The organism is Bacillus cereus group sp. BfR-BA-01311 (assembly GCF_022664295.1).
GTDB lineage: Bacteria > Bacillota > Bacilli > Bacillales > Bacillaceae_G > Bacillus_A > Bacillus_A cereus.
The window spans coordinates 439564-461389 of the sequence record NZ_JAKUHC010000005.1 but is presented as its reverse complement, the minus strand read 5'-3'; the positions used below and the strand labels follow the sequence as shown (position 1 = coordinate 461389).

Sequence of the window (21826 nt, the reverse complement as noted above, 5' to 3'; positions counted from 1 at the left end):
TGCTAGACCTGTGTCTCCCGTTGGACCTGTTGGGCCTGCTGCTCCAGTATCTCCTGTTGGACCTGTTGCTCCAGTTGCTCCTGCTAGACCTGTGTCTCCCGTTGGACCTGTTGCTCCTCCTCCTGGACCTGTTGGACCTGTTGGACCTGTTGCTCCTCCTCCTGGACCTGTTGGACCTGTTGGGCCTGTTGCTCCTCCTCCTGGAGTAGCACCAATTAATTGAGTTAATAAGTTTAATAAAAGTTGTAAACTTGCAGGGTCAATAATTAAAGAGAAGAAGAATGGTGCAAGAGCACTATAGAATTGTTGTAATAAAGAAAGCAATTGACCTAAATCTGGGTTAGGAGATTGTAGTAAATTAATAATACTTTGAATTAATTGTTTTAAGAAATTCCCTTCTGGAGAAGGTGCTAATTCATTTAGTAAGTTCAATAGTTGAGTAAACAAATTGAGTAAAGCTAATCTGTTTGCATCACTTGGATTTGCAAAAAACGCTGCAATAGCCGCTATTAAAGAGTTTAGTAAAGTAATTAATCTACCTAATTGCTCACTAGTAATTGGAACTGTTTGTGGATTATTACAACAATCTGGAGTGAAAACAATCGGATTATTGCAGTGGTTATGACCAAAACAATTATTGTTTGTCATTTATGTCCTCCTTACTTGTTTTATATTTGAGTTTTTCCTATTATAAGGATCATAAAGTTGTAAAAAAATATGTTATATATTGACTTAAAATAGGAAACATGAAATATAATTAAACTTAAAAACGTTATTTAATTATGTTCATGACTCACATATTAATTATATGTTTTTAATAATTGACTGCTTAGATTAAATACCTAAACTTACGGGTTTATTTTATTTTTCCACGTTTATCTCTTAGGTTTAAATACACATATTAATTTGAATATACTAAACAATTAACAGTGCCATTTTTTTATATAAATATACATTATTTCTTTACTAAGATTGTGTTCTCTTTTTAAACATGAAGCCATTTGTATTATAGAGAACTCTCATATAAAATATATTGAAAAATTCATTCTATATTTTATTCCCATACACTATAAAAAGAATTGAAGTTAAAATTCCTATCAGTCAACCATTTATGACAACTAGAAATTGAATGTACCTTCACTTAATTTTAACTATTTAAATATAAAACAAAAAGGACAGATTCCTTTTCATTAAGGATCTGTCCTTTTAATTAATAATGATAAATTGTAATATAATTGAAGATCCTTGCGATGGTGGTTGCGTATCCAATAAAGTTAATTTACCAGCACTCACTTCATATAATGGTTGTGGTTGCAGTATTCCGTTAACAAACAAATTAATGTAAGAAACTTCAATAGGAGACAAAATATTCGTTGTACCATATTGAGGTATCCCGTCAGCATCTGTATATATAAGCTTCTCTCCATCCGCAAAAGTGTAATATAACAAATTGGTTGTTGTTATAGGGCCATTACCCCCAGTTGGACCTGTTGCTCCAGTTACTCCGGTTGGTCCTGTTGCTCCGGTCGGCCCCGTTTCTCCGGTCGACCCCGTTTCTCCGGTCGGCCCCGTTTCTCCGGTTGCTCCTGTTATTCCGGTCGGTCCCGTTATTCCGGTTGCTCCCGTTTCTCCAGTTGGTCCTGTTATCCCTGTTGCTCCTGTTATTCCAGTCGGTCCGGTTGCTCCCGTCGGTCCTGTTATTCCGGTCGGCCCCGTTATTCCGGTCGGCCCCGTTATTCCAGTCGGTCCGGTTGCTCCTGTTGGTCCTGTTATTCCGGTTGGTCCCGTTATTCCAGTTGGTCCTGTTGCTCCGGTTGGAATATAAATTGGTGGAAGAATCGGAAATGTAGGTCCAATATTTTCTGGTCCTATCATCCCCTTATTCAATGATAAATTGTCATTGCGTTTCAATTTAACACCTCATTCCACATGTTTTTTAATTTATACACATCATTATGACCCTATCATTAAAGAATAACTTTATAACTATTCTCTTTTTTCTTCCCAAAGAATTATTACATATATTAAACATTTTACCGTTGCTATAACCGCTTTAATTAATATAATAAATTAATCATTCTATTTAAAAAGTACTAAATCTATAACATTCTTATTTAAAAAGTTGAGGTGATTTATATTCAAGATAATAATGAAATTAGAAAAAAGGAATTAATGTCAATGGCTCTTGACATTATTTTCCCTTACAGGCTTACGGGGCCTACCGGGAATACTGGATCTACCGGAAGTACTGGCCCTACCGGAAGTACTGGATCTACCGGGAGTACTGGCCCTACCGGAAGTACTGGGTCAATCGTTACAACAAACTCTATGTTCGCTAATAATACATCAGGTGGTCCTGTTTCAGTCATATTAGGAGGAACAAACATTCCACTTTCAAATAACCACAGTCTTGGTAATTTTACAGTTAACGCTTCAAATGACGTATTTACAATTCCTGTAACTGGAAGATATCATTTAACCTACCAAGTTAATACGACAACCGCTCTACTTGCTGGAACTAGACTACTACTAAACGCTTCTACGCCAATTTCTGGCTCTATTTTTTCTCCCGCTTTATCAACTTCAAATTATAGTAATAATTTAATTACTAATTTAAATGCTGGTAATACAATTTCACTACAATTATTTGGTATATTATCTGTCGTGAATTTAGTTGGAGGTGGATCAACAGGTGCCTCTCTTACAATTATACGAATCGATTAAAAAATGATTCATTCTTTTTATAATAAACAACTTAAATACTCAATTGGTAAATATTACGATAGTGATTACGTAATAAAAGTAAATTGTACTATATCCATAGTAGAAAACATCTATACTAAATTTTCCGTATATATATTATCAATTTACACTTCCCCCATGTCGATGTTACATTAAAGATGAAGATCGTTTCTTTTTTACAGACCATCTCAATATGTATTTGAGGAACATCTCCAATCCTATACGCGAGAGCAATACTACATTGACACTCAATTGAGTGTCTTTTTTTATATTCAAAAAAATAAAACCATCTCTTATAGATGGTTTTAACAATACACATTTACTTTTACTCTTTATATTATTGCCAGCTTATAAAGCTGGATAATAAATAGTTATACTTAACCGAGTTAATGTTCTTCCTGAATTAGTATAAGTATGCGGTCTATCCGCCTTAAAGCGAATTGAGTCTCCATTATTTAACGTATATTGACAATCATTTATGTCAATTGTCAATTTCCCTTCAAATACCGTTATAAACTCTTCTGTTCCTTCTCTATGCGCTTCTGAACTTAATTTCCCTTCTGTATCAATTTCAACCATATAGATTTCAAAGTTCCTATCATCTTGGAAAGGAAATGAGGGATACACCTTATATCTCCCATTGTCTTCAGACAATACTTGAACATCATTTCGTAAAACTACTTTCGTATCAGGCTGTGGATTATTGATTAAAGAGGTAAATGATACTTTCAAACCATTAGCAATTTTCCATATTGTTGTTAGTGTCGGGCTTGAATCTCCTCTTTCTATTTGTCCAATCATTGTTTTACTTACACCTGTTAATTGAGAGACCTTTTCTAAACTTAATTTTTCTTTTTCACGTATTGATTTTAAATTTTTTGCCAGAATAAGTTGAATTTCTTCCATAAAAAACACTCCTACACTGTATACAATATAACGACCGTTATGTATAATAAAAAGCACACGTCATATTGTTCTTTTTGGTCATTATAACATACAAAAAATGGGGGTTTTGAAATGCCTATATTTTCTTTTTTGTTATTTGTATTTATAAGTAGCTTCACACCTGGCCCCAACAATTTCTTAGCTATGACATACGCAAATCAACATGGATTAAAGAGAAGCATAAACTTTTGCTTTGGAGTAGCATTCGGTTTTTTCATCCTTATTTCTTTATGCAGTTTCTTTAATATTGTATTAATTAATATTATCCCTATAATTGAATTTCCTTTAAAAATTTTAGGTGTCGCGTATATGCTATATTTAGCCTTTAAAATAATCACTAGTAAAGGCGGTGCAGATCACAATGAAAAAAATAATAAAAACTTATTTACAGTGGGTATTTTCATTCAATTTGTTAATCCAAAAGGAATATTATTCGGACTCACAGTAGTCTCTACTTTTATACTCCCCTACTACAATTCATATTCAAGTTTTCTGCTTTTCTCATTATTTCTAGGTATAGTCGGTTTACTGAGTACATTTAGTTGGAGCCTTTTTGGTGCCATGTTCCAAAAACTTTTATTAAAACATAATCAATTATTTAACATCATCATGGCTGTTTTATTAGTTTTCAGTGCCGTTTCAATCGTTATACACTAATTCGATGCTCATTTTAGATTTTGTACTTTTTAATACCACTCTTTATCAATCAGACTACTTTACATACTAATCCATCCACATACCCTATGTGGTTTAAAACTTTTAAGAGGAAACCTTCTAACAATAGGTTTCCTTCCATATCATATTAAATAAGAAGCAGGTTAAATACGGAGGTGATTTTGATTAAGACTACTTTAATTTCTCATTTTTACAATGAAGAATATCTACTTCCATGGTGGTTAATGCACCATACAAAGCTATTTGATCATGGCATTCTTATTAACCGTGGATCCACTGATCGTTCAGTTGAAATCTGTAAAACATTCGCTCCTAATTGGGAAATACGAAACTCAAAATCACTCGAATTTGATGCTTATTTAGTTGATCAAGAAGTTATGGAAATTGAAAGAGAGATTACAGGATGGAAAATGGTATTGAATACGACAGAATTCCTGTGCTGTTATAATAAAGAACAATTTTTCAAATCACTTAACACTATGGGCGGCAATATGTTTTCAATAAGAATGATTATGATGATTGATGAACCGACTCATGGCTACACTAATCCAAGATATAGCTCTCCGCTTGTTAAACAACGTTATCACGGCATAATAATTCAACCTAATCCAAACCAACTATATCTTAACGGTAGATTAATTTACAATAATTCGCACGGGAACTATAGAGTCGGGAGACATGGTTCGCATTATCCTTATAGCATTTACATGGAACCTACTTTTATTTTTAAATTTTTTTATAGTCCATGGAACGATGCAATGAAAAAACGAAAATTACAAATCGGGCCGACTCTTTCTCAACATAGTGTACGACGCGGATTAGGTTCTCATCACTTAACAACAATTGAAAAATTAGAAAAAAAATACAAATACTATGCAACCTTAACTACGGATCTCCGGTTATTCCCAGAATACCAAATTATATTTTCTGATCTTTGTCCTTAATGTCATGAATATTTAGTTTCGACATCCATCCGTTTTTTATTAACATACCAACTCCAACTAAATACTTTTCTCTAGTAGAAATCTGAGCTAGAACTCTTGCTGCACGGAAATTCCTCTTATTTAATCTCGTATCACTAACCTATAATCTTTGATACCATTTCATTAAGCACTTGATGTTGGATCAGAAATAAAAAATGGTAGTTCATTTGGAAAATTTTCAATTTCAGATTTTATACCTTATAAAACAAAGAATTCAAACAATAGAACCTAAACTAAGATTTTAAGTTATGGCTTTATTTTTTTCTTATTATTCACTTTAAAATCTTTTTATAATAATATTGAAAAATACGATATACTATAAATTACTGCTCTTTAAGAGGATCACAATGGCTGATAAGTATAAATTTTTTATTCTCATTGTTACCGCATTTTTTTCATTCTTTTCTTTAATAAAAGATTTCCGCAACACTTCAAAAAGTTTCTTTTGGGGTAGTTTTATCATTCTTACAAGCTTCATGATACTATTAATACATGCTCTAGATTTAACTCAAATACTTTTTTATCCAAAGCAAATTGCGCTTGAATTTATTACCATACCACGTAAACCATTTTCAGCCCATTCATATATAGGTGCTTTTAATTTCACCTTGTCCAAGAATCCTTTACGTACAAATGAATGACCTTTCCATATATAATCTTCACCCTGTTTAAATAGTAAACCAACCGCAGCAAAGTCTTTGATACTGGCAAAGTCGAGTCCCCCTACAGCTACTTTATGTTTTAAATCAGGAACTTCTCTGAGCGTTTCTCCATCTTCTTCAAAACCAGTACGCATGATTTCTTCCCATGAAGCTACAGACTTTGTTAAATCTACTTCTGGTATATTCATTCTCTTAGTCATGAAATTTTCTCTATTAGACGAATCGTTTTCTAGATTTTTATACTGACGCATAACTTTCTTAAACAATCCTCTAGCGTATTGACTCATTGGCTTACTAAACATCGGATTTACTTTTTCCCACATATCAGGATTATCAACTTCTTCAGCGTTATCAAGCTTACAAATAAAAGGAAACAATCTATCTTCTTTTTTTCCCTTTCAGGATATTCATAGCTCGCTCTTTCATTTTGTCAAGATAACCCTCACGAACAAATCCATCTGTGGTAATAAAAAATCCCCTAGAGTTAGGAACTTTACCTAAACCACTAGAGAACACTTCTACAACATCGCTATTTTCATATCTATGTATCTCATCGTAAATAACACACTCATCCCTTAACGAGTCTTTACTCCCTGCATTAGACGTATGAAATTCAAAAGTCGAACGAGTAGCTTTATTTGTTATCAATTGTTTTGTTGATACAAATAACTCGTCTAATATTTCATGTTTTTTATTCTTTTCATAAACATCAATAAAAGAAGTTTTAGCCTGCCTTTCTGTATTAGTAACTACTGATACGTTGTAATGCTCAATACCGTGCAATTCGCTAATAAAGAAGTGTGTCAATGTACTAATCAATCCGTTTTTACCAGCACCCCTTGCCATCATCCAGAAGTGTTGATCAAAATAAACATCCTCATATTCATCAAACAAAAACACAAATGCTATTAAAAATTTCTGAAAGGAGTTTAATTTGAAATGCCACTTTTCTATGAAAGTTACACATTTATGAATTAATTCCACATCAAAATGTAAATCATTTCGGGTTAATATATCTTGCTTTAAATAATTTATAAGCATGATACGTTCTTTATTTAATACCACTGTTCCTATTTCATATAGTTCTATATATTCACTTACATACTTATGAACAATCATATTAAATCACTTGCCGAATATTTCTTAATTTCTTTTTTATTATTTCCTTCTGGCAACAAATCCGTTAGTTGTTTAATAACCCTTTGATATGATTGATCACGGGTATTATATAACCGGGCAACAGGTCGTTCTCTTTCATACGGCTCTGTTTTATCAGATTGTGAGAACATTTCATAGTCACCATTCTCAGATATATCCATCCACATCTCATTTAATAAAACTCGTAATCTTGCTGCCTGAATAATTAATCCTTCAACCACTTTTAACTTACTAGGTGGGATGTCTTTAAATAATCTTTTCAAACGATTTTTTTCTTTGTTAACTAGCACCTCACGCTCATCAATATCCGCCATAATATCACCTCGATTCAATCATATTTTCATACTGGGTAGGGGTCCTATACGATACAACTTAAAAATCCGGAAAAACGACCCCCTCCTCCGGTGCCCCTTAGAGCAATTTTTTATGAAATATTTTAAGGGGGGGATTATTAATGAATCATTTTTACCACTTTTCATCATGTTCCCATTTATTCTGATTCTTTTTGAATGTTCTACCGTGTTCTTTATTGTGGCAATTAACACAGACGGTTTCAAGGTTATCTATTTCAAGTGCAAGTTCTGGATGATGTTCTAGTTCTTTTATATGATGGACAACGAGTTGGATTTTCTTACGTTTTGCACTCTCACTGTATTCATTGGTATCTGTTTGCACTCGCCCATTTCTTTTGCATTCCTGACACTCATAGTTGTCACGCTTCTTTACTTGTTCACGTAGCTTCTTCCACTCGACACTGTCATAGAACTTACGCTTCTGTTGTTTGGATTTAAACTCTTTCATAACCGATAAAGCTCTACCTGTTCTTCCACAATAGGATGATTATGTTGAATGATCTTAGTATTGCAGCGTTTATTATTAGATGGTACATGTTCAATATGAATGTATGTCCTAGTAATCTTATCAATCGATTGTGATTCCCAATCAAATGCAACCCGTAACTTTCTATCTATCTGTTTACCTTTGTAATGAACTATTGGTTTAGCATCTATATCTGATAATATAATGTTTAACAAAGGTTGTTTTTCATCCATTTGTCTCACTCCTTGCTCTTCAGGCACTCATCCATAGTTTTATCTAACTAACCATTGCTTCTCTTCTTTGCTTTGGCGTTGTGTTATCTTCCATCTATTTCATTAAAGATCGGAACGACACTTTCTAACTTCTGTTTATTGATGCGTTTATTTACAACGCCTGGTCCCAACATCGAAATAAACATGTCAATTATAATTGCTTGTTCTTGTTTAGTTAATCCCATTTACTCATCACCCTTTTCAATTAGATAGTCAATACCTTAAAATACTTCTTCATCATTAACATTTATCGTTACATTTCTTAAAGTAGTAATTACATCATCTAACGATTGGATTTTATTTGGATCAATTTTATATTGCTTTAAAAGTTTAAATGTTATTATTTCACTTCCGATCCCTCATTCCTATACAAAATAAAAAGCACCCACTGGATGCTATTTATTTGCTAAAACTTTTCTCGGTCCTCTATCTTCTCTTGGCTCGATAATATTATTTTTTTCTAATTTATTAATAATTCGAGCAGCCCTCGTATACCCGATTCTAAATCTACGTTGTAACATTGTCGTTGATATTATCTCCCTTGTAATTACCCACTCTTTAACAGATTCATAAATCCCATCTACATATTCTTTAATCTTCTCTTCCACTGTCCTTCACCTACGTAACGTAATTTACAATTGAATGTAAAAGCAAGAAATACTGTCCGTCCAATATGCAATCACCCTTGTTAGTTATAACTATCCAATTTCAATTATCAAAAGGATCTCGAGCAATGTTTCACATTACTCACAATACAAATATAACACGTTACCTCCAAAACAACCGACACATTTTCTGCCAAAAAACGGCCATTATCCTGTCACTTTTTTTTATTAGATTCATAGTATAAGATACCTTTATAATAACAAAGGAAATAAACAATATTACCTTAATAAAAGAAGTTTTTTTAAAATTTCCATCTTCTTTTTAATATAGTATCCATAAAAACAGAGATGTCGAAAGATTCGAATTAATATAGAATGAGTTCATTTTTCATCATTATCGTTTTCTGATTTCGTACCATTATCTTTAAAAAAATTACCTGCTAAATTAAGTAGTTTTTTTCCGCCTTCACTATTCATTAGATTCATTAAAAATACCGGATCTTGAATTTTTTTAAGTAGCGTTTGCATAAATACAGATTTAGCAACACTTAATATCTCTGTTGAAGTTATTTTTATATTAAAATACGGAATGTTAATTTGAAATGGCGAAGAATCTGATGGGTTATTTTTCTGTTTATTAATGGTTTCATCTGTAATTTTATCTGGGGTTTCATCTGGGGTTTTATCTGGAGTTTCATCTGGGGTTTCATCTGGGGTTTTATCTGGAGTTTCATCTGGAGTTTCATCTGGAGTTTCATCTGGGGTTTCATCTGGGGTTTTATCTGGGGTTTCATCTGGAGTTTTATCTGGAGTTTCATTAGTTAATTCGTTAGTCTGTTGAGGAAGTGTAATGGTTTCGACCGTTATAATACGAATTTTTTTCTGAATTACCTCGTTTGTTGGAATAGCTATAGTTTGGTACGAAACATCTTTGTGAAAATATGGATTAGATTCCATTTTTTTCTCCTTTCACAACGAACATATTGATAGTCCTAAACATATATTATATTATATTAATAAGGGATTACTTCACATGATGTGAAGTAATCCACAGTTTAATCTTAGAATAGGATTTACTTAAGCACCATATCCCCCACCCCAACAGCTTGCACCAACAATAATAAGCAAAATAAACAACACGACTAGTAATGCAAATCCGCCGCCAAAACCACAACCATGTCCATATCCTTTTTCTGCAGCCAAGATACTCTCCTCCTTTCTAGAAAAAATAAACTTTATAAACTAACAAAAACAAGCAGCACCAACGATAATAAGCAAAATAAACAACACGACTAGTAATGCAAATCCACCGCCACAACCATAACCATAGCCATACCCTTTTCCTGTAGCCAAGATACTCCCCCCTATCCTATATAAAGGTAAATTTCATAATTCTAACAGAAGTTCTATTAATGCTGCTTGTAATGAAAACAAGTTAATATAAAAATGACTTTTTTCATTGCAATCACTTTGTACTTGCTTATCACTACACTGACACTATATGTATTGGGCCGTAAACGGTTATGTGCTTTTATATCAACTTTTCCATTTTTGATAAAAATGCCGTTATCCAATTTGTTAATCGTTACATACAGATTAATAATTTTAAAGTTTTCTATTTAAACTCAATCTTTTATATCTTCTTACTCTAATTTAGCAATTCAAAATCATTATTGTCTTAATCCATACTATTTTCATTAAGTAATTAATATATTATTTCAAGTTCTCTATGAATTACCCATATCTTATATTGTGTGTAACTGACCCCTTCACTGAATCCCTTGGTATCATTGATTTCATTTAATTTTCCCTTTTGAGTTACACAGTACAAAAATTATGAGTAACTGTATAGGGATACCTCCAGCATTTTGCAAAATAACCTACGCTATGCGGAAAAATAAAATCAGCTTCCCATATGGAAAGCTGATTTACATAATTATTGATTATTGGTAGTTAATACATCTAGAAGTCTACAAAAATATCCTCCAGTTAAGTACTCTAGAGGATATTCATATTTACATCATTATTCTTAAAAGAAGCTACACAAAATGAAACCTCTTTAGCTCCCAAAAGGCTTACTCTTATCTATTAATAACTGTACATCGTCTTGCTCCTCTACAGATTAAACGCTCAGCTTCTCTTAATGAAATTGGAACAAGTACAGCTTCATCAACACCGTCTTCTACATCAAAAAACGCAAATATTTCTCTTGCTAGTTCTTCTAAAAATACAGGTGTAACATATCGCTGTAATTCTTCCACAAATGGTTGTAGTTCATCTTTAATCGAAAGATTTATATGAAAACGTCATTCTTTCTAATCTAGCTTGTTTAGAAAGAATAACGTTTTTTTGTAATTAGGAGTATTAAAATCTCTTAAGTTGATGGGCATATATAGTGACCCCTATTTGAGATTTTTTATCATAGAAACAACTTTTATATTTATGCCGTTTGGTTTATTTACAACTTCCTCATTATAGATTTCATAACCAATTGAACTATATAACTTTATATTTTTAGGCACAGTCATACGAACTTTGCAAAATATCATAGCCACTCCTTTTTTTATTGCGAATTCTTCTAAAAATCTTAATATTTTTTTCGCAATACCAAAACCCTGTTTTTCTGGAACTACTGAAAGTCTATAAAAATATAAACCCTCTTCTTTTAATTGAAAACGAACCATTCCAACTGGCTGATTATCAACATAACTTATTAAAGCCTGCTCATCGTTTTTTAAAGCACTTAAAAGGGACTGTGCAGTTTCCTCCAAAGCACTTGAAGGTGGTACTTCGTCTTTATATTCCATAAACGCCTTAATCATTAAGTTGTGTATAGTCTGTGCATCTGATACCTTAGCAAATTTTATCTCCAAGAATATCCCTCCTTTTAAGTTATAAATATACAATATTATGTATTTTTAATCAACAAATAATATAGCTAATTATCTAAAAATTACTTCTCTTACTCAAGATGGATCGATTGTAGCATAGAGTAACTGGAGCTTTTAACTTTCCTGCTTTTTTATAAAGTAGAATTTGTTATGTAATCACTGTAACATTATTAATCGTAATCCTTTTTATTACACAAGGAATCCTTTTATATTAAGTTTTCTTTTCCTTAGCGTGGGTTTTATGTTAGTACATTGGCTGTATACCCCATGTCCATTAACTTAACAGTACAGATTTCCCCAAAAACAAGAAAATTGACATCTTCATGTAAAAATGTACATTTTTTGTTTTGGGGTGTTATAAAATTCTTAAGTTGATAGGTATGTGCGATACCCCTAAATAAAAAAAGAAATAAGCAATGATTAGATTTTAAACCTAGTCATTGCTTTATCCATTGCATCTTGATTTACACCTATATAACGTAACGTGACCTTCTCTGACGAGTGATTGAATATCTCCATGAGTAATGCTATGTTTTTTGTTTGCATGTACATATGGTACCCGTACGTCTTTCTTAGGGTATGCGTTCCGATTTCATCTAATCCAAACTCTGCCGCTGCTCCGCTTAATATCTTATATGCCATGCTACGACCAATCGGACGATTCCTACCTTGTCTACTTTGTAATAGGTACTCATTATCTTCTCTTTCTTCAATAAACTATTTAAGTTCTCTTTTCAGTGCTGCAGTAATTTGTATTCGTTTCTGTTTTCCTGTTTTCTTTTCTCTCATAGATATATGACTACCTTTGACATCTCCTACCTTTAGTTTCAAAATATCCGAGATTCTAAGACCTGTATTAATCCCCATAATGAAGAGAATGTAATTACGTAAGCTCTTTTCTTTAAAATAATCTTTTAGTTGCTGTATCTGCTCTAGATCACGTATTGGCTGAACAAAATTCATTATTCATTACCTCCAGTTTCTTCAGTCTCATAAACTTCTAATCTAAGAGCAAAAGCAAGTTTATAAAATACTCTTGCCTTAACACGTCGATAAGTACGCTCGCTCATGCCGATTTCGTTATATATCATATAATCACATACATCTTCATCTTCTAAATAACGCTTAATGATGATGTCTCTTTGATCCTTTCCTACACGTCCATTACCCAAACGACTAAGAAACTGGTCAATACAAAATGATGTTTGCTTAATCCACTCTTCTCTTTTACTTTGTTGGATATTAGCCATCGCTACATCTTCTAATGGCTTTCCTACATCATTTGTAGGTCCGTGATATCTAATTTCATAAGAAGGAGTGACTTTCATTTCTTCACGCATCATTCCAAACTGTCTATATAAACGTACATTTTCGAGAACACCTTCTAATTTTTTCTGCGTTGCTACTCTATCGATTTTTGGTAAGAAAGATAATTGTTTAGTCATGCAAGACCACTCCTTTTTATTTTTTAATTACTTTTGTCTTAATGCTCCACGTCTACGCTCGTAACAAGGTCTATGTATCCCCATTAAATCCTCAATTTCACGAGTGCCTAACTTCTCTTTTGTTTTTTCTTGTTTTTCTTCTTTCCTTGCTTGGATTGCTTTTTCCATCCACGTAACTGATCCTTTAACGCCTTCATTCTCCCATCTCCCTTTTCAAAATAAAAAGGACACTTATTCCTAAAACTGCTTTAATGAATCAGTGCCCTCTAGTTTTCTAGCCGGATTATATTCTGTTTGCTTTACTTTAAAAGGATTATTTTGTTTAAATTTATACGACATCTAATAAACACATAAGAATTATACTTTTTTCCTAGTATACAAGCCGTATCTCTTAGTAGAAGCACAGCATAATATACGATACAGGACAAAACTTTCAAAAAACTTGTCTAAGTTAATTCTCAAAAAGGGGTGAATATAAATGCCTATCGTTAAACCTTTTATAGCAGGAAGACGATTTGTAAGTACAGCAGCAACAGGAACTGCTGCTGGTGCAGATTTAACTTTTGCTAACACAGACTTCACTGATGACACTGGTGCTGTAACAACATTCCCTGCTTCTTATGCCTTTTTAACACTTTATATTAATGGTGTTATTCAAACAGGTGATACTATTACTGGTGTGACTACTACAGCTGCTACTATTGTAGGAGGAGCAGTCCTAGATGGAGGCACTCCTATCGCAATTGAATTTACTATAACGTAAATTTAGTTGTCTTTTTAGAGGTTTCATTAAAAGAAACCTCTAATTTTAAAAATTCACATCAATTTTAGTAGCAACTACATAATACAGTGCAAATACTAGATAGAATGATAGAAATTTATACTCACTCTCAAAAAGAGCACTTATCTATAGTGATCTTTTTGAGAGTGCAATAATTTTGCGCCTATTTGCTCTTGGAGAACCTACTAAGCAGTTACCTAACTGCTTTTTCCATATAGTATTTATTATTATTCATTGCCTTATTCGTAATAGTAACGCTTATGCACTATCTACTATAAATTTTCATATATTGTATTATGCTTGTCCAAAATGTGAAGTTAATACTCACAAAATCTAAATACAAGAAAGGAGTGAAAATATGCGCTCATCCATTCGTAAATTTGCTAATTTTAATTGTGAAGCACAAGCACCTAGTACACTACCTGCCCTAGGTTTTGCATTCAATGCTACTTCACCTCAATTTGCAACATTATTTACACCACTACTATTACCTAGTACAGGCCCAAATCCTAACATTACTGTCCCTGTAATCAATGATACAATTAGTACTGGAACTGGTATTAAAATTCAGGTAGCTGGTATTTATCAAATTAGCTATACATTAACGATTAGTCTTGATAACGTTCCAGTAGCCCCAGAAGCAGCACGCTTTTTCTTGACATTAAATTCATCGACTAATGTTATTGCAGGATCCGGAACCGCAGTCCGTTCTAATATTATTGGAACTGGTGAAGTCGATGTATCAAGTGGCGTCATTCTAATTAACTTAAACCCAGGTGATTTAATTCAAATTGTCCCCGTTGAAGTAATAGGTACAGTAGATATTCGTTCTGCAGCGTTAACAGTTGCACAAATTCGTTAATAAAGTGAAACTTTAATCATTGGGTTTTAGTTCATCCCCCCATAATTATTAGCCCTCACCAATTGGGTTGCCCGTTAATGCGGGATAAAAACAAAAGACTTGGCTAACTAACATTTAATGTTCCTTATACACACTAAAAAATATTTTTATAGATTTGACACACATTTATATCAAACAAGCATATTTTATTGTATGTTGACTATATAGTCATACAAATCTAAAGCGTTCATAAAAGCACACTTATATGTGTGCTTTATTTTTCATTAAAACCTACAACATTCTCACACAATTTCCATATATTATCTTGATTCCTCTCTAAATATATGGTTTGTCTCAGAGCGCTTTTAACAGCGCTCTTTTTATTTAAATTCCAATTTTTAAGGTTCGATTTTATGATTTACATTATACACATGCTACGCTACTTTTGAAACAAGGTATACATCCAAAGACTGTAAGTAAACACTTCAGTTATAAAGATATGTTCATAACATTAAATCGTTATTCACATGTTTTTCCTAGAATACAAGGGGATGCTGTTAAAATATGTAGTGAAAGACCATTTGAATAGTAACATTTACAAATATAAAAAATGCGGTTTCTCCTCTCAAGAGAAACCGCAACATATCAATGCTTTTACTATATTTTAAACTGACTCGTATACAAATCAAAATAAAACCCTCTATCTTCCATGAGAGATTCATGATTCCCTCTTTCTAAAATATTTCCATCTTTTATAACAAGAATTTGATCTGCTTTTTCAATTGTTTTAAGTCGATGAGCGATCACAAAACTTGTGCGACCTCTCATTAAATTATTTAGTCCTGCTTGTATTTGTAATTCTGTTCTTGTATCAATATTTGATGTCGCTTCATCGAGAATTAATATATCTACATCTGCTAAAATTGCTCGTGCAATCGCTAGAAGTTGTTTTTGTCCTTGACTTAAATTCGATCCTTCTGAAGCAATTTCTGTTTCATATTGATTTGGCAAATGCTTAATAAAAGAATGTGCAGATGCTGCCTTAGCTGCAGTGATAACTTCTTCATCAGTAGCATCTAAGCGTCCATAACGGATATTATCCATAATCGAACCAGCAAATAAATACGTATCCTGTAAAACTACTCCTATTTTACTTCGTAAAGAATTAATATCATAATCTTTTATATCTTTTCCATCAATATGAATTTGTCCTTGCTGTATATCGTAAAAGCGAGTTAACAAATTAATGATTGTTGTTTTCCCTGATCCAGTCGGACCAACTAAAGCAATTGTCTCTCCTGGCTGCGCTTTAAGACTCACTTCTTTTAAAATCGTTTTATTTTCTGCGTAGCCAAATGAAACATTCTCAAGTGCAACATGCCCTTGTAAATTTTGTACAACGAATGCGTCTTTTTTATTTTGAATTTCTGGTACCTCATCCATAATTTCAAAAACACGTTCTCCACCAGCAACTGCCGCTTGAATTGTATTCATTAAAGTCGCAAATTGACTTAGCGGTCTTGAGAATTGACGAGAATAATTAATAAAAGCCGCAATAACTCCTACTGTTGTCATTCCGTTTAAGACCATAACTGATCCAGTCCCAATGACAAGGCCCATACCTAAATTATTAATAAAGTTCATACTTGGAAAAATAAAAGCTGAAAATGTATCAGCCTTCGTAGCTGAAACTCTTAGCTGTTCATTAATTTTATTGAAATTTTGTACAGTTTCTTTTTCTTTTCCGTACAACGTTGTAACATCCGCACCTGTAATTGCTTCCTCAATAAATCCATTTAATTCACCTAAATCTTTTTGACGCTTCGCAAAGTTTTTACCACTATATGCAACTAGTTTTTTTGTAACGTAAAACATAATAGGTACTGTAATTAAAGTTACAATTGCTAAAATCCAATTTAAGGCGAACATTGCAATCGTTACACCTATAAAAGTTAATGCTGATGAAATAATTTGTACAACGCTTTGTGTCAAGGCTTGATTCAAATTATCTATATCATTTGTCACACGGCTCATTAAATCACCTTGAGAACGCACATCAAAGAACCGTAAAGAAAGCGTTTGGATTTTCTCAAAAATATCTTGTCGTATTTTTTGAATTGTTTTTAATGCAACGTTAATCATGACAAACGTTTGTAACCATGTTAAAAGTACAGTTACACCATAAATCGCGATAAGTAACATACACATTCTTGCTGTACCACTTAAATCTTTCGGTACAATATATTGATCTATAATGACTCCCATAAAATAGGGACCTAATAATCCAAGTAATGTAGTAACAACGACTAGAAATATAACAAACATAAGAGCAGCTTTTTGATAGCCCATATAGTTCCATACCCGCATTACAGTTCCTTGAGCATTTTTAGCTTTTCCCATCTTTGGGGTGTTTCGTCCACCTTTATTAGCAAATTGCCCTTGAAAATTACGCATGTTCTTCCCCACCTTCTTTATCCAAATTACCACCTTGGGAAAGATAAATTTCCTGATAAACCTCACTTCGTTGTAACAATTGTTCATGTGTACCATTGCCAACTAATTCACCATTATCTAATACAAGTATTTTATCCGCATCCATTATGGAAGAAATTTTGGACGCAATTAATAAAGTTGTTGTGCCTTTATATTTTGTTTTTAAAGCTATTTGAATAGTAGCCTCTGATTTTGCATCAACTGCTGATGTAGAATCATCTAATATGAGAATCGGTGGTTTTCTCACAAGTGCCCTTGCAATTGATACACGTTGTTTTTGTCCACCTGATAGATTTGTCGCGCCTTGTGTTAAATTATATTGATAAGATTCTTCCAGCTTATTGATAAACTCAGTCGCACAAGCTGATGCAGCTGCTACTTCCAGCTCGTCATGTGTTGCATCTTCTTTACCATAACGTAAATTTTCTTCTATACTGCCTGAGAACAACAACGCCTTCTGAGGTACAAACCCTATTGAAGCACGGAGTTTTTGCAAATCATATTTTTTAACATCTATTCCATCTATACATATTTCACCATGATCCACATCATATAGACGTGGTAACAGTTTCACTAAGGTAGATTTACCACTTCCAGTTGATCCAATAATCCCTACTTTTTCACCTTTTTGTATGCTAAACGAAATATCTTTTAAAACGTATTCATTATTTTTCGTATAGCTATAACTAACATTTTTAAATTCGATATTTCCTTCAATTTTCTCAGGTTCGATCGCATTCGCTTCGCTTATAATATCAACCTCGGTATTTAACACTTGCTGTACACGATCCGCAGATGGAAAAGCTCGCGCAATTTGAATAAATACCATGCTAATCGACATAAGTGACATTAAAATGATATTCAAGTAATTAATAAATGCCAAAATCGCTCCTACTTGAAGCGTTCCATCGAATACTTTTTCTCCACCAATCCATAATGTTGCGACAATCCCGCCACTTACAACTAGCATAATGATTGGCATCATTAAAGAAATAAGTTGCACAGCTCGAATATTTATCTTCGTTAAATTTGTATTTACATTTCCAAATTGAGCGATTTCGTATTTTTGTCTTACATACGCTTTTATAACACGCACACCAGATAAATTTTCTTGTAGCTTTGTATTCACTTTGTCTAATGCCTCTTGCACCTTTTTAAATGTACCACTTGCTTTACTTGCAATTAAAATAATCGCAAGTAATAAAATCGGAACAACTACAAGTAATATTGGAAATAACTCTCGCGCTGTTACAAAAACAATAATTATACTTCCGATAAATAACAGTGGACCACGAACGAGAACACGTAATGTCATCGTCATTGCCGATTGAATGGAAGTGATATCATTTGTCACGATCGTTAATAATTTACCTGTTCCAAATGAGTCCCGATTATTACTAGAAAATGTTTCTATTTTCGCAAACACATCTTTTCGTATGTCTGTAGCGAAATTAACAGCTGCTTTTGTAGAATACATCATACACCCAAGCCCTCCAACTAAACCGAGTGCTGCTGCTCCTATCATAAGAAGCCCCATTTTTATTACATAATTTAAATCCCGATTTGCAATCCCAATATCAATGATATGTTGCATAATAGTCGGTTGAATTAAGTCCATCGCAACCTCAAGTACCATAAATAGCGGCCCAATAATAGAGAAGAACATGTATGGTTTTAAATACTGTAATAACTTACGAAATGATTTCATACATAATCTCCTTTTCCCATGAAATTACCACTGAATAATTCATATCCTTCCTTATTTAAGCTATATATTTTGTAATTTCTTTATTACTTCTATTATATTATGTAAATTAATATTTAACATTATTAAATGATAAGTATTAATGACTTTCTAGTCAATAAATGTGCTTTATATTATATAAATACAAAAACCGCATTCTTAATGAAAAGAATACGGTTTTTCATCTATATTTCTTCAATTGTAAAATGTAAAAACTCAGTCTCAAATCCCTTATTTTTAGAAGGACTACACGTGTAAAAACCTATTTTAATAGGCTCATTTCCTATATCCTCCATTAAATGAGCGATTCTTATTTGTTCCCATTGATGGCTCTTTTTCACATATATTGTATAATCACCGCGTTTTCGAATAATTCGAAAACGAAGTTGTTGCTTAGCTGCTTCAGTTGGATAATCTTGCGTTGACCAATCAGAATATCCATTATTCGTTACGACAGCACCTAAGTGAGATGGCCCTTCGGGGATATATTCTAAAGATGTTTTTAGCCAACAGTTCTCCGAAATCATAACAAAAAGACCTGCCTGATCGAATTTTGAATTTGGATTCATACGTAACTGAACTTCAGCTTGAAAGTCTGTCATCATCTCATTATAAAACACATGACCATTCATTACTTCAAAACCATAATGTGTTTTTAGCCAAAAATCAGTTTCTGCTTTCGAACGGACAATAAACGCATGATTATCATTAATTTTATAGTAATCAGGTACATTCATTATAGTGAGTTGCTCAATACGTTCTGGTATATACGATATATTCATAGCTCCTCCATAATAAAGCATTTATATAGACATTTAAAACTCCGCTAATACTGGGAATTTATAACCTTTAAAATCTAACTCTTTATCACTTCGCACCATTAAATACTTGCTAGACTGTAATTCTGTAAACTGTACATCCTCAACCCCTAATTGATCCGGAGAAAAATAAAATTCGATTTCAGTAAACCTTTCATTGATTTCTCCACATAATTCATCTAAAACCGGAATTACTGGCGCAAATACTCCAAATAATTTCAACTTTTCATTGTCTACCTCATAAACGATTAAAGCATCTAGTTTCTCTGAATAATACAATTTCTCATTCCATTCCGAATCATACATATTCAAATAAAATGAAGGATGGAAGTTTAAAGTTGAAAAACTATTTGAAAGTCTTTGGCTACTATCAATAGTTTCATGTATTAACTGTCTATTCTCTATATTATAGTAATCTAACTTTTTAAGTAGTGAATCGTTATTATTAATATTTTTATCATATGGTATAGTCATCAAATATTCCTGCACAACTTTAAATCCAAATGCTGTATATAGTTCAGGTTTTTCCGTAAACAATAATGCACATTCACATTTCTTATCGATTTCTTCTATCATTTTACCCATTAATTGTGTCATTAGCCCTTGTCTACGGAAATTAGGGTGTGTCATTACTGATTGAATACCCGCCGCATTTATTTTTTCACCATTAATTAATAATGGGAGTGAAAATGCCGCAACATTTGCAATCACTTTATCTTCTTGTAAAAATGATAAAGCTTTATATGTATCATCCCAATATCCTTTATCCGAAAAATCATTCAATGTTTGAGTTGTAATTCCAAACACTTCTTCAAATAAAGGAAATAACTGCTCTCTTTTCGGTTCTTCTATTAGAAGACTTGCCAATTTTTCAACATTCCCCATGTTGTACCTCCAAATGTTAAATTCCATTAAATTAGATATACTTATATGACCTACTCTTAAAAATAGAGGTCTTACCAATCAATATACTATCACAAAACATAAAAAAAAAGTCTAATTAATTTTATGTTTTGACTATTTGAAAATAAGTCGAATAAAACGATATTAAGATTTCTGGATATTAATTAGTTTATTATACAAAAATAGCGCTTTCTAATTAGCTTTTACTAATAGAAATACACTATTTATAATAAAATATTTTTAGTCTTTTATTCCTTCAAGTCTTTCCTTCGTATTAATTTCTTCTCCACTTATACGCTTTTCAAAAGACTTTCTCCAACTACATGAGAGTGCATTTACTTCTAATATCCTTTTTACCCCTTCAATATTTTGTTTTTCCTTATGCATGATACGATTAGCAAACGCTACTGACACACCTTTTGGATCAGACTGTAGTTTTTTTAAGGTATCGACTGATGATACCCATCCTTCTTTTAATACACGAAAATAAAATCCTGTATATCCTGTTTCTTGAAAATATAGTGGTAACTTTGGAATATTATATTTTTTTGCTAATTTAAAACAAGGTTGCCTTGGTTGTGTTACCTGTACGATTGCCTGTCCTAGCTCAAACGTATCACCAATACAAACATCCTCTTCGCGCATACCACTAACTGTTATATTTTCTCCGAAAGCCCCATATACAAAATCTTGATTCAATTCTTTTTCCCAATATGGATAGTGATCACCAGTATAAACACAAACTGCTTTATCTACTCCTCCATGATGAACTAAGTCAGCTTGTCCATCCCCATTAAATTTTACAAAGGATAAATATACCGGTTCCTTTACTTGTTTCTTATTTATGCCTGTATGAATTACTTTTCCGCCGTATGTAACCTCTTTTGGTAATCCTATATTTAAAGATAATAATTGATATTCATTAGCCATTCTATTTCCTCCTTTAAAGGTGTTACATGTATTTTCTCTCGATTAATTTTTACAACCCTCTCTGTTACATAAAGATGATTATAAAACCTCTAAAATCATTGTTCAATTCAATTATTTAT

24 protein-coding genes and 4 pseudogenes are annotated in these 21826 nt (G+C 32.6%); 6 read left to right on the top strand and 22 right to left on the bottom strand.

Features of this window, described 5'->3' with window-relative positions; genetic code table 11:
• Window positions 1-648 (bottom strand): collagen-like repeat preface domain-containing protein (locus tag MR136_RS15565; protein WP_242259516.1); only part of this gene is annotated, 648 nt, incomplete at its 3' end.
• A gap of 558 nt (window positions 649-1206) precedes the next feature.
• Window positions 1207-1911 (bottom strand): DUF4183 domain-containing protein, encoded by a 705-nt coding sequence (locus MR136_RS15560; protein ID WP_242259515.1) that lies wholly within the window; start codon window positions 1909-1911, stop codon window positions 1207-1209.
• 216 nt (window positions 1912-2127) lie between these two features.
• On the opposite strand from MR136_RS15560, the gene MR136_RS15555 reads away from it, so the two are divergent.
• Window positions 2128-2724: a BclA C-terminal domain-containing protein gene (locus tag MR136_RS15555; protein ID WP_061457191.1), complete on the top strand. Its 597-nt coding sequence runs from the start codon at window positions 2128-2130 to the stop codon at window positions 2722-2724.
• 366 nt (window positions 2725-3090) lie between these two features.
• On the opposite strand, the gene MR136_RS15550 is transcribed toward MR136_RS15555, so the two are convergent.
• A complete protein-coding gene (locus tag MR136_RS15550) occupies window positions 3091-3705 on the bottom strand; it encodes a helix-turn-helix domain-containing protein (RefSeq protein ID WP_139365854.1) in 615 nt (204 codons plus the stop codon).
• Between the two features lie 54 nt (window positions 3706-3759).
• On the opposite strand from MR136_RS15550, the gene MR136_RS15545 reads away from it, so the two are divergent.
• The 3 genes from MR136_RS15545 (at window position 3760) to MR136_RS15535 (ending at window position 5986) form a co-directional block, all read left to right on the top strand.
• Complete coding sequence (locus MR136_RS15545) at window positions 3760-4344, top strand: LysE family transporter (protein ID WP_078421177.1); 585 nt, start codon at window positions 3760-3762, stop codon at window positions 4342-4344.
• Between the two features lie 179 nt (window positions 4345-4523).
• Complete coding sequence (locus MR136_RS15540) at window positions 4524-5306, top strand: glycosyltransferase family 2 protein (RefSeq protein ID WP_242259514.1); 783 nt, start codon at window positions 4524-4526, stop codon at window positions 5304-5306.
• A gap of 386 nt (window positions 5307-5692) precedes the next feature.
• Window positions 5693-5986 (top strand): hypothetical protein, encoded by a 294-nt coding sequence (locus MR136_RS15535; RefSeq protein WP_078421179.1) that lies wholly within the window; start codon window positions 5693-5695, stop codon window positions 5984-5986.
• Here the strand turns inward: MR136_RS15535 and MR136_RS15530 are convergent.
• The 14 genes and pseudogenes from MR136_RS15530 to MR136_RS15465 all read right to left on the bottom strand — a co-directional run.
• Window positions 5896-7126: pseudogene (locus MR136_RS15530) on the bottom strand (terminase large subunit domain-containing protein); the annotation flags it as partial. The gene MR136_RS15535 and the pseudogene MR136_RS15530 overlap by 91 nt on opposite strands.
• Entirely contained in the window at window positions 7123-7479 is a 357-nt protein-coding gene (locus tag MR136_RS15525; RefSeq protein ID WP_000763336.1) for a hypothetical protein, read from the bottom strand. The gene MR136_RS15525 and the pseudogene MR136_RS15530, both read right to left, overlap by 4 nt.
• 151 nt (window positions 7480-7630) lie before the next feature.
• Window positions 7631-7966, bottom strand: a complete 336-nt coding sequence (locus MR136_RS15520; RefSeq protein WP_017674061.1) for an HNH endonuclease — start codon at window positions 7964-7966, stop codon at window positions 7631-7633.
• Window positions 7963-8205: pseudogene (locus MR136_RS15515) on the bottom strand (hypothetical protein); the annotation flags it as partial. The gene MR136_RS15520 and the pseudogene MR136_RS15515, both read right to left, overlap by 4 nt.
• Window positions 8206-8222: 17 nt before the next feature.
• A pseudogene (locus MR136_RS15510) lies at window positions 8223-8441 on the bottom strand (hypothetical protein).
• A 210-nt stretch (window positions 8442-8651) separates the two neighbouring features.
• Window positions 8652-8864: a DNA translocase FtsK gene (locus MR136_RS15505; RefSeq protein ID WP_017674065.1), complete on the bottom strand. Its 213-nt coding sequence runs from the start codon at window positions 8862-8864 to the stop codon at window positions 8652-8654.
• Between the two features lie 378 nt (window positions 8865-9242).
• Entirely contained in the window at window positions 9243-9818 is a 576-nt protein-coding gene (locus MR136_RS15500; protein ID WP_061457187.1) for a hypothetical protein, read from the bottom strand.
• A gap of 120 nt (window positions 9819-9938) precedes the next feature.
• Window positions 9939-10064 carry a YjcZ family sporulation protein gene (locus tag MR136_RS15495; protein ID WP_153016482.1) on the bottom strand — a complete coding sequence of 42 codons (126 nt, stop codon included), beginning with the start codon at window positions 10062-10064 and terminating at the stop codon, window positions 9939-9941.
• A 39-nt stretch (window positions 10065-10103) separates the two neighbouring features.
• Entirely contained in the window at window positions 10104-10217 is a 114-nt protein-coding gene (locus MR136_RS15490) for a YjcZ family sporulation protein (RefSeq protein WP_370658443.1), read from the bottom strand.
• Between the two features lie 725 nt (window positions 10218-10942).
• A complete protein-coding gene (locus MR136_RS15485; protein WP_017674070.1) occupies window positions 10943-11122 on the bottom strand; it encodes a hypothetical protein in 180 nt (59 codons plus the stop codon).
• A gap of 141 nt (window positions 11123-11263) precedes the next feature.
• Window positions 11264-11734, bottom strand: coding sequence for a GNAT family N-acetyltransferase (locus tag MR136_RS15480; RefSeq protein ID WP_061457186.1), 471 nt, complete (start codon window positions 11732-11734; stop codon window positions 11264-11266).
• Between the two features lie 438 nt (window positions 11735-12172).
• Window positions 12173-12715 (bottom strand): annotated as a pseudogene (locus MR136_RS15475) (site-specific integrase).
• Window positions 12715-13197 (bottom strand): ArpU family phage packaging/lysis transcriptional regulator, encoded by a 483-nt coding sequence (locus MR136_RS15470; protein WP_061457184.1) that lies wholly within the window; start codon window positions 13195-13197, stop codon window positions 12715-12717. The pseudogene MR136_RS15475 and the gene MR136_RS15470 overlap by 1 nt, the downstream one beginning before the upstream one ends.
• A gap of 27 nt (window positions 13198-13224) precedes the next feature.
• Window positions 13225-13365, bottom strand: coding sequence for a hypothetical protein (locus tag MR136_RS15465; RefSeq protein ID WP_170879407.1), 141 nt, complete (start codon window positions 13363-13365; stop codon window positions 13225-13227).
• 310 nt (window positions 13366-13675) lie between these two features.
• Between MR136_RS15465 and MR136_RS15460 the strand changes: the two genes are divergently transcribed.
• Complete coding sequence (locus MR136_RS15460; protein WP_001123247.1) at window positions 13676-13960, top strand: DUF4183 domain-containing protein; 285 nt, start codon at window positions 13676-13678, stop codon at window positions 13958-13960.
• A 376-nt stretch (window positions 13961-14336) separates the two neighbouring features.
• Window positions 14337-14840, top strand: coding sequence for an exosporium protein ExsF (gene exsF, locus MR136_RS15455; protein WP_001257877.1), 504 nt, complete (start codon window positions 14337-14339; stop codon window positions 14838-14840).
• 636 nt (window positions 14841-15476) lie between these two features.
• Here exsF and MR136_RS15450 read toward each other — a convergent pair.
• The 5 genes from MR136_RS15450 to MR136_RS15430 all read right to left on the bottom strand — a co-directional run bounded on the left by MR136_RS15450 (window position 15477) and on the right by MR136_RS15430 (window position 21707).
• Window positions 15477-17273 carry an ABC transporter ATP-binding protein gene (locus MR136_RS15450; RefSeq protein WP_061457183.1) on the bottom strand — a complete coding sequence of 599 codons (1797 nt, stop codon included), beginning with the start codon at window positions 17271-17273 and terminating at the stop codon, window positions 15477-15479.
• Window positions 17266-19020 carry an ABC transporter ATP-binding protein gene (locus MR136_RS15445; RefSeq protein ID WP_061457182.1) on the bottom strand — a complete coding sequence of 585 codons (1755 nt, stop codon included), beginning with the start codon at window positions 19018-19020 and terminating at the stop codon, window positions 17266-17268. Before MR136_RS15445 ends, MR136_RS15450 begins: the two co-directional genes overlap by 8 nt.
• Before the next feature lie 221 nt (window positions 19021-19241).
• Window positions 19242-19838 (bottom strand): DUF1349 domain-containing protein, encoded by a 597-nt coding sequence (locus MR136_RS15440; RefSeq protein WP_061457181.1) that lies wholly within the window; start codon window positions 19836-19838, stop codon window positions 19242-19244.
• A 33-nt stretch (window positions 19839-19871) separates the two neighbouring features.
• A complete protein-coding gene (locus MR136_RS15435; protein ID WP_017674074.1) occupies window positions 19872-20759 on the bottom strand; it encodes a GNAT family N-acetyltransferase in 888 nt (295 codons plus the stop codon).
• Window positions 20760-21017: 258 nt separating this feature from the next.
• Window positions 21018-21707 (bottom strand): MOSC domain-containing protein, encoded by a 690-nt coding sequence (locus MR136_RS15430; protein WP_001262990.1) that lies wholly within the window; start codon window positions 21705-21707, stop codon window positions 21018-21020.
• Window positions 21708-21826: the final 119 nt, after the last annotated feature.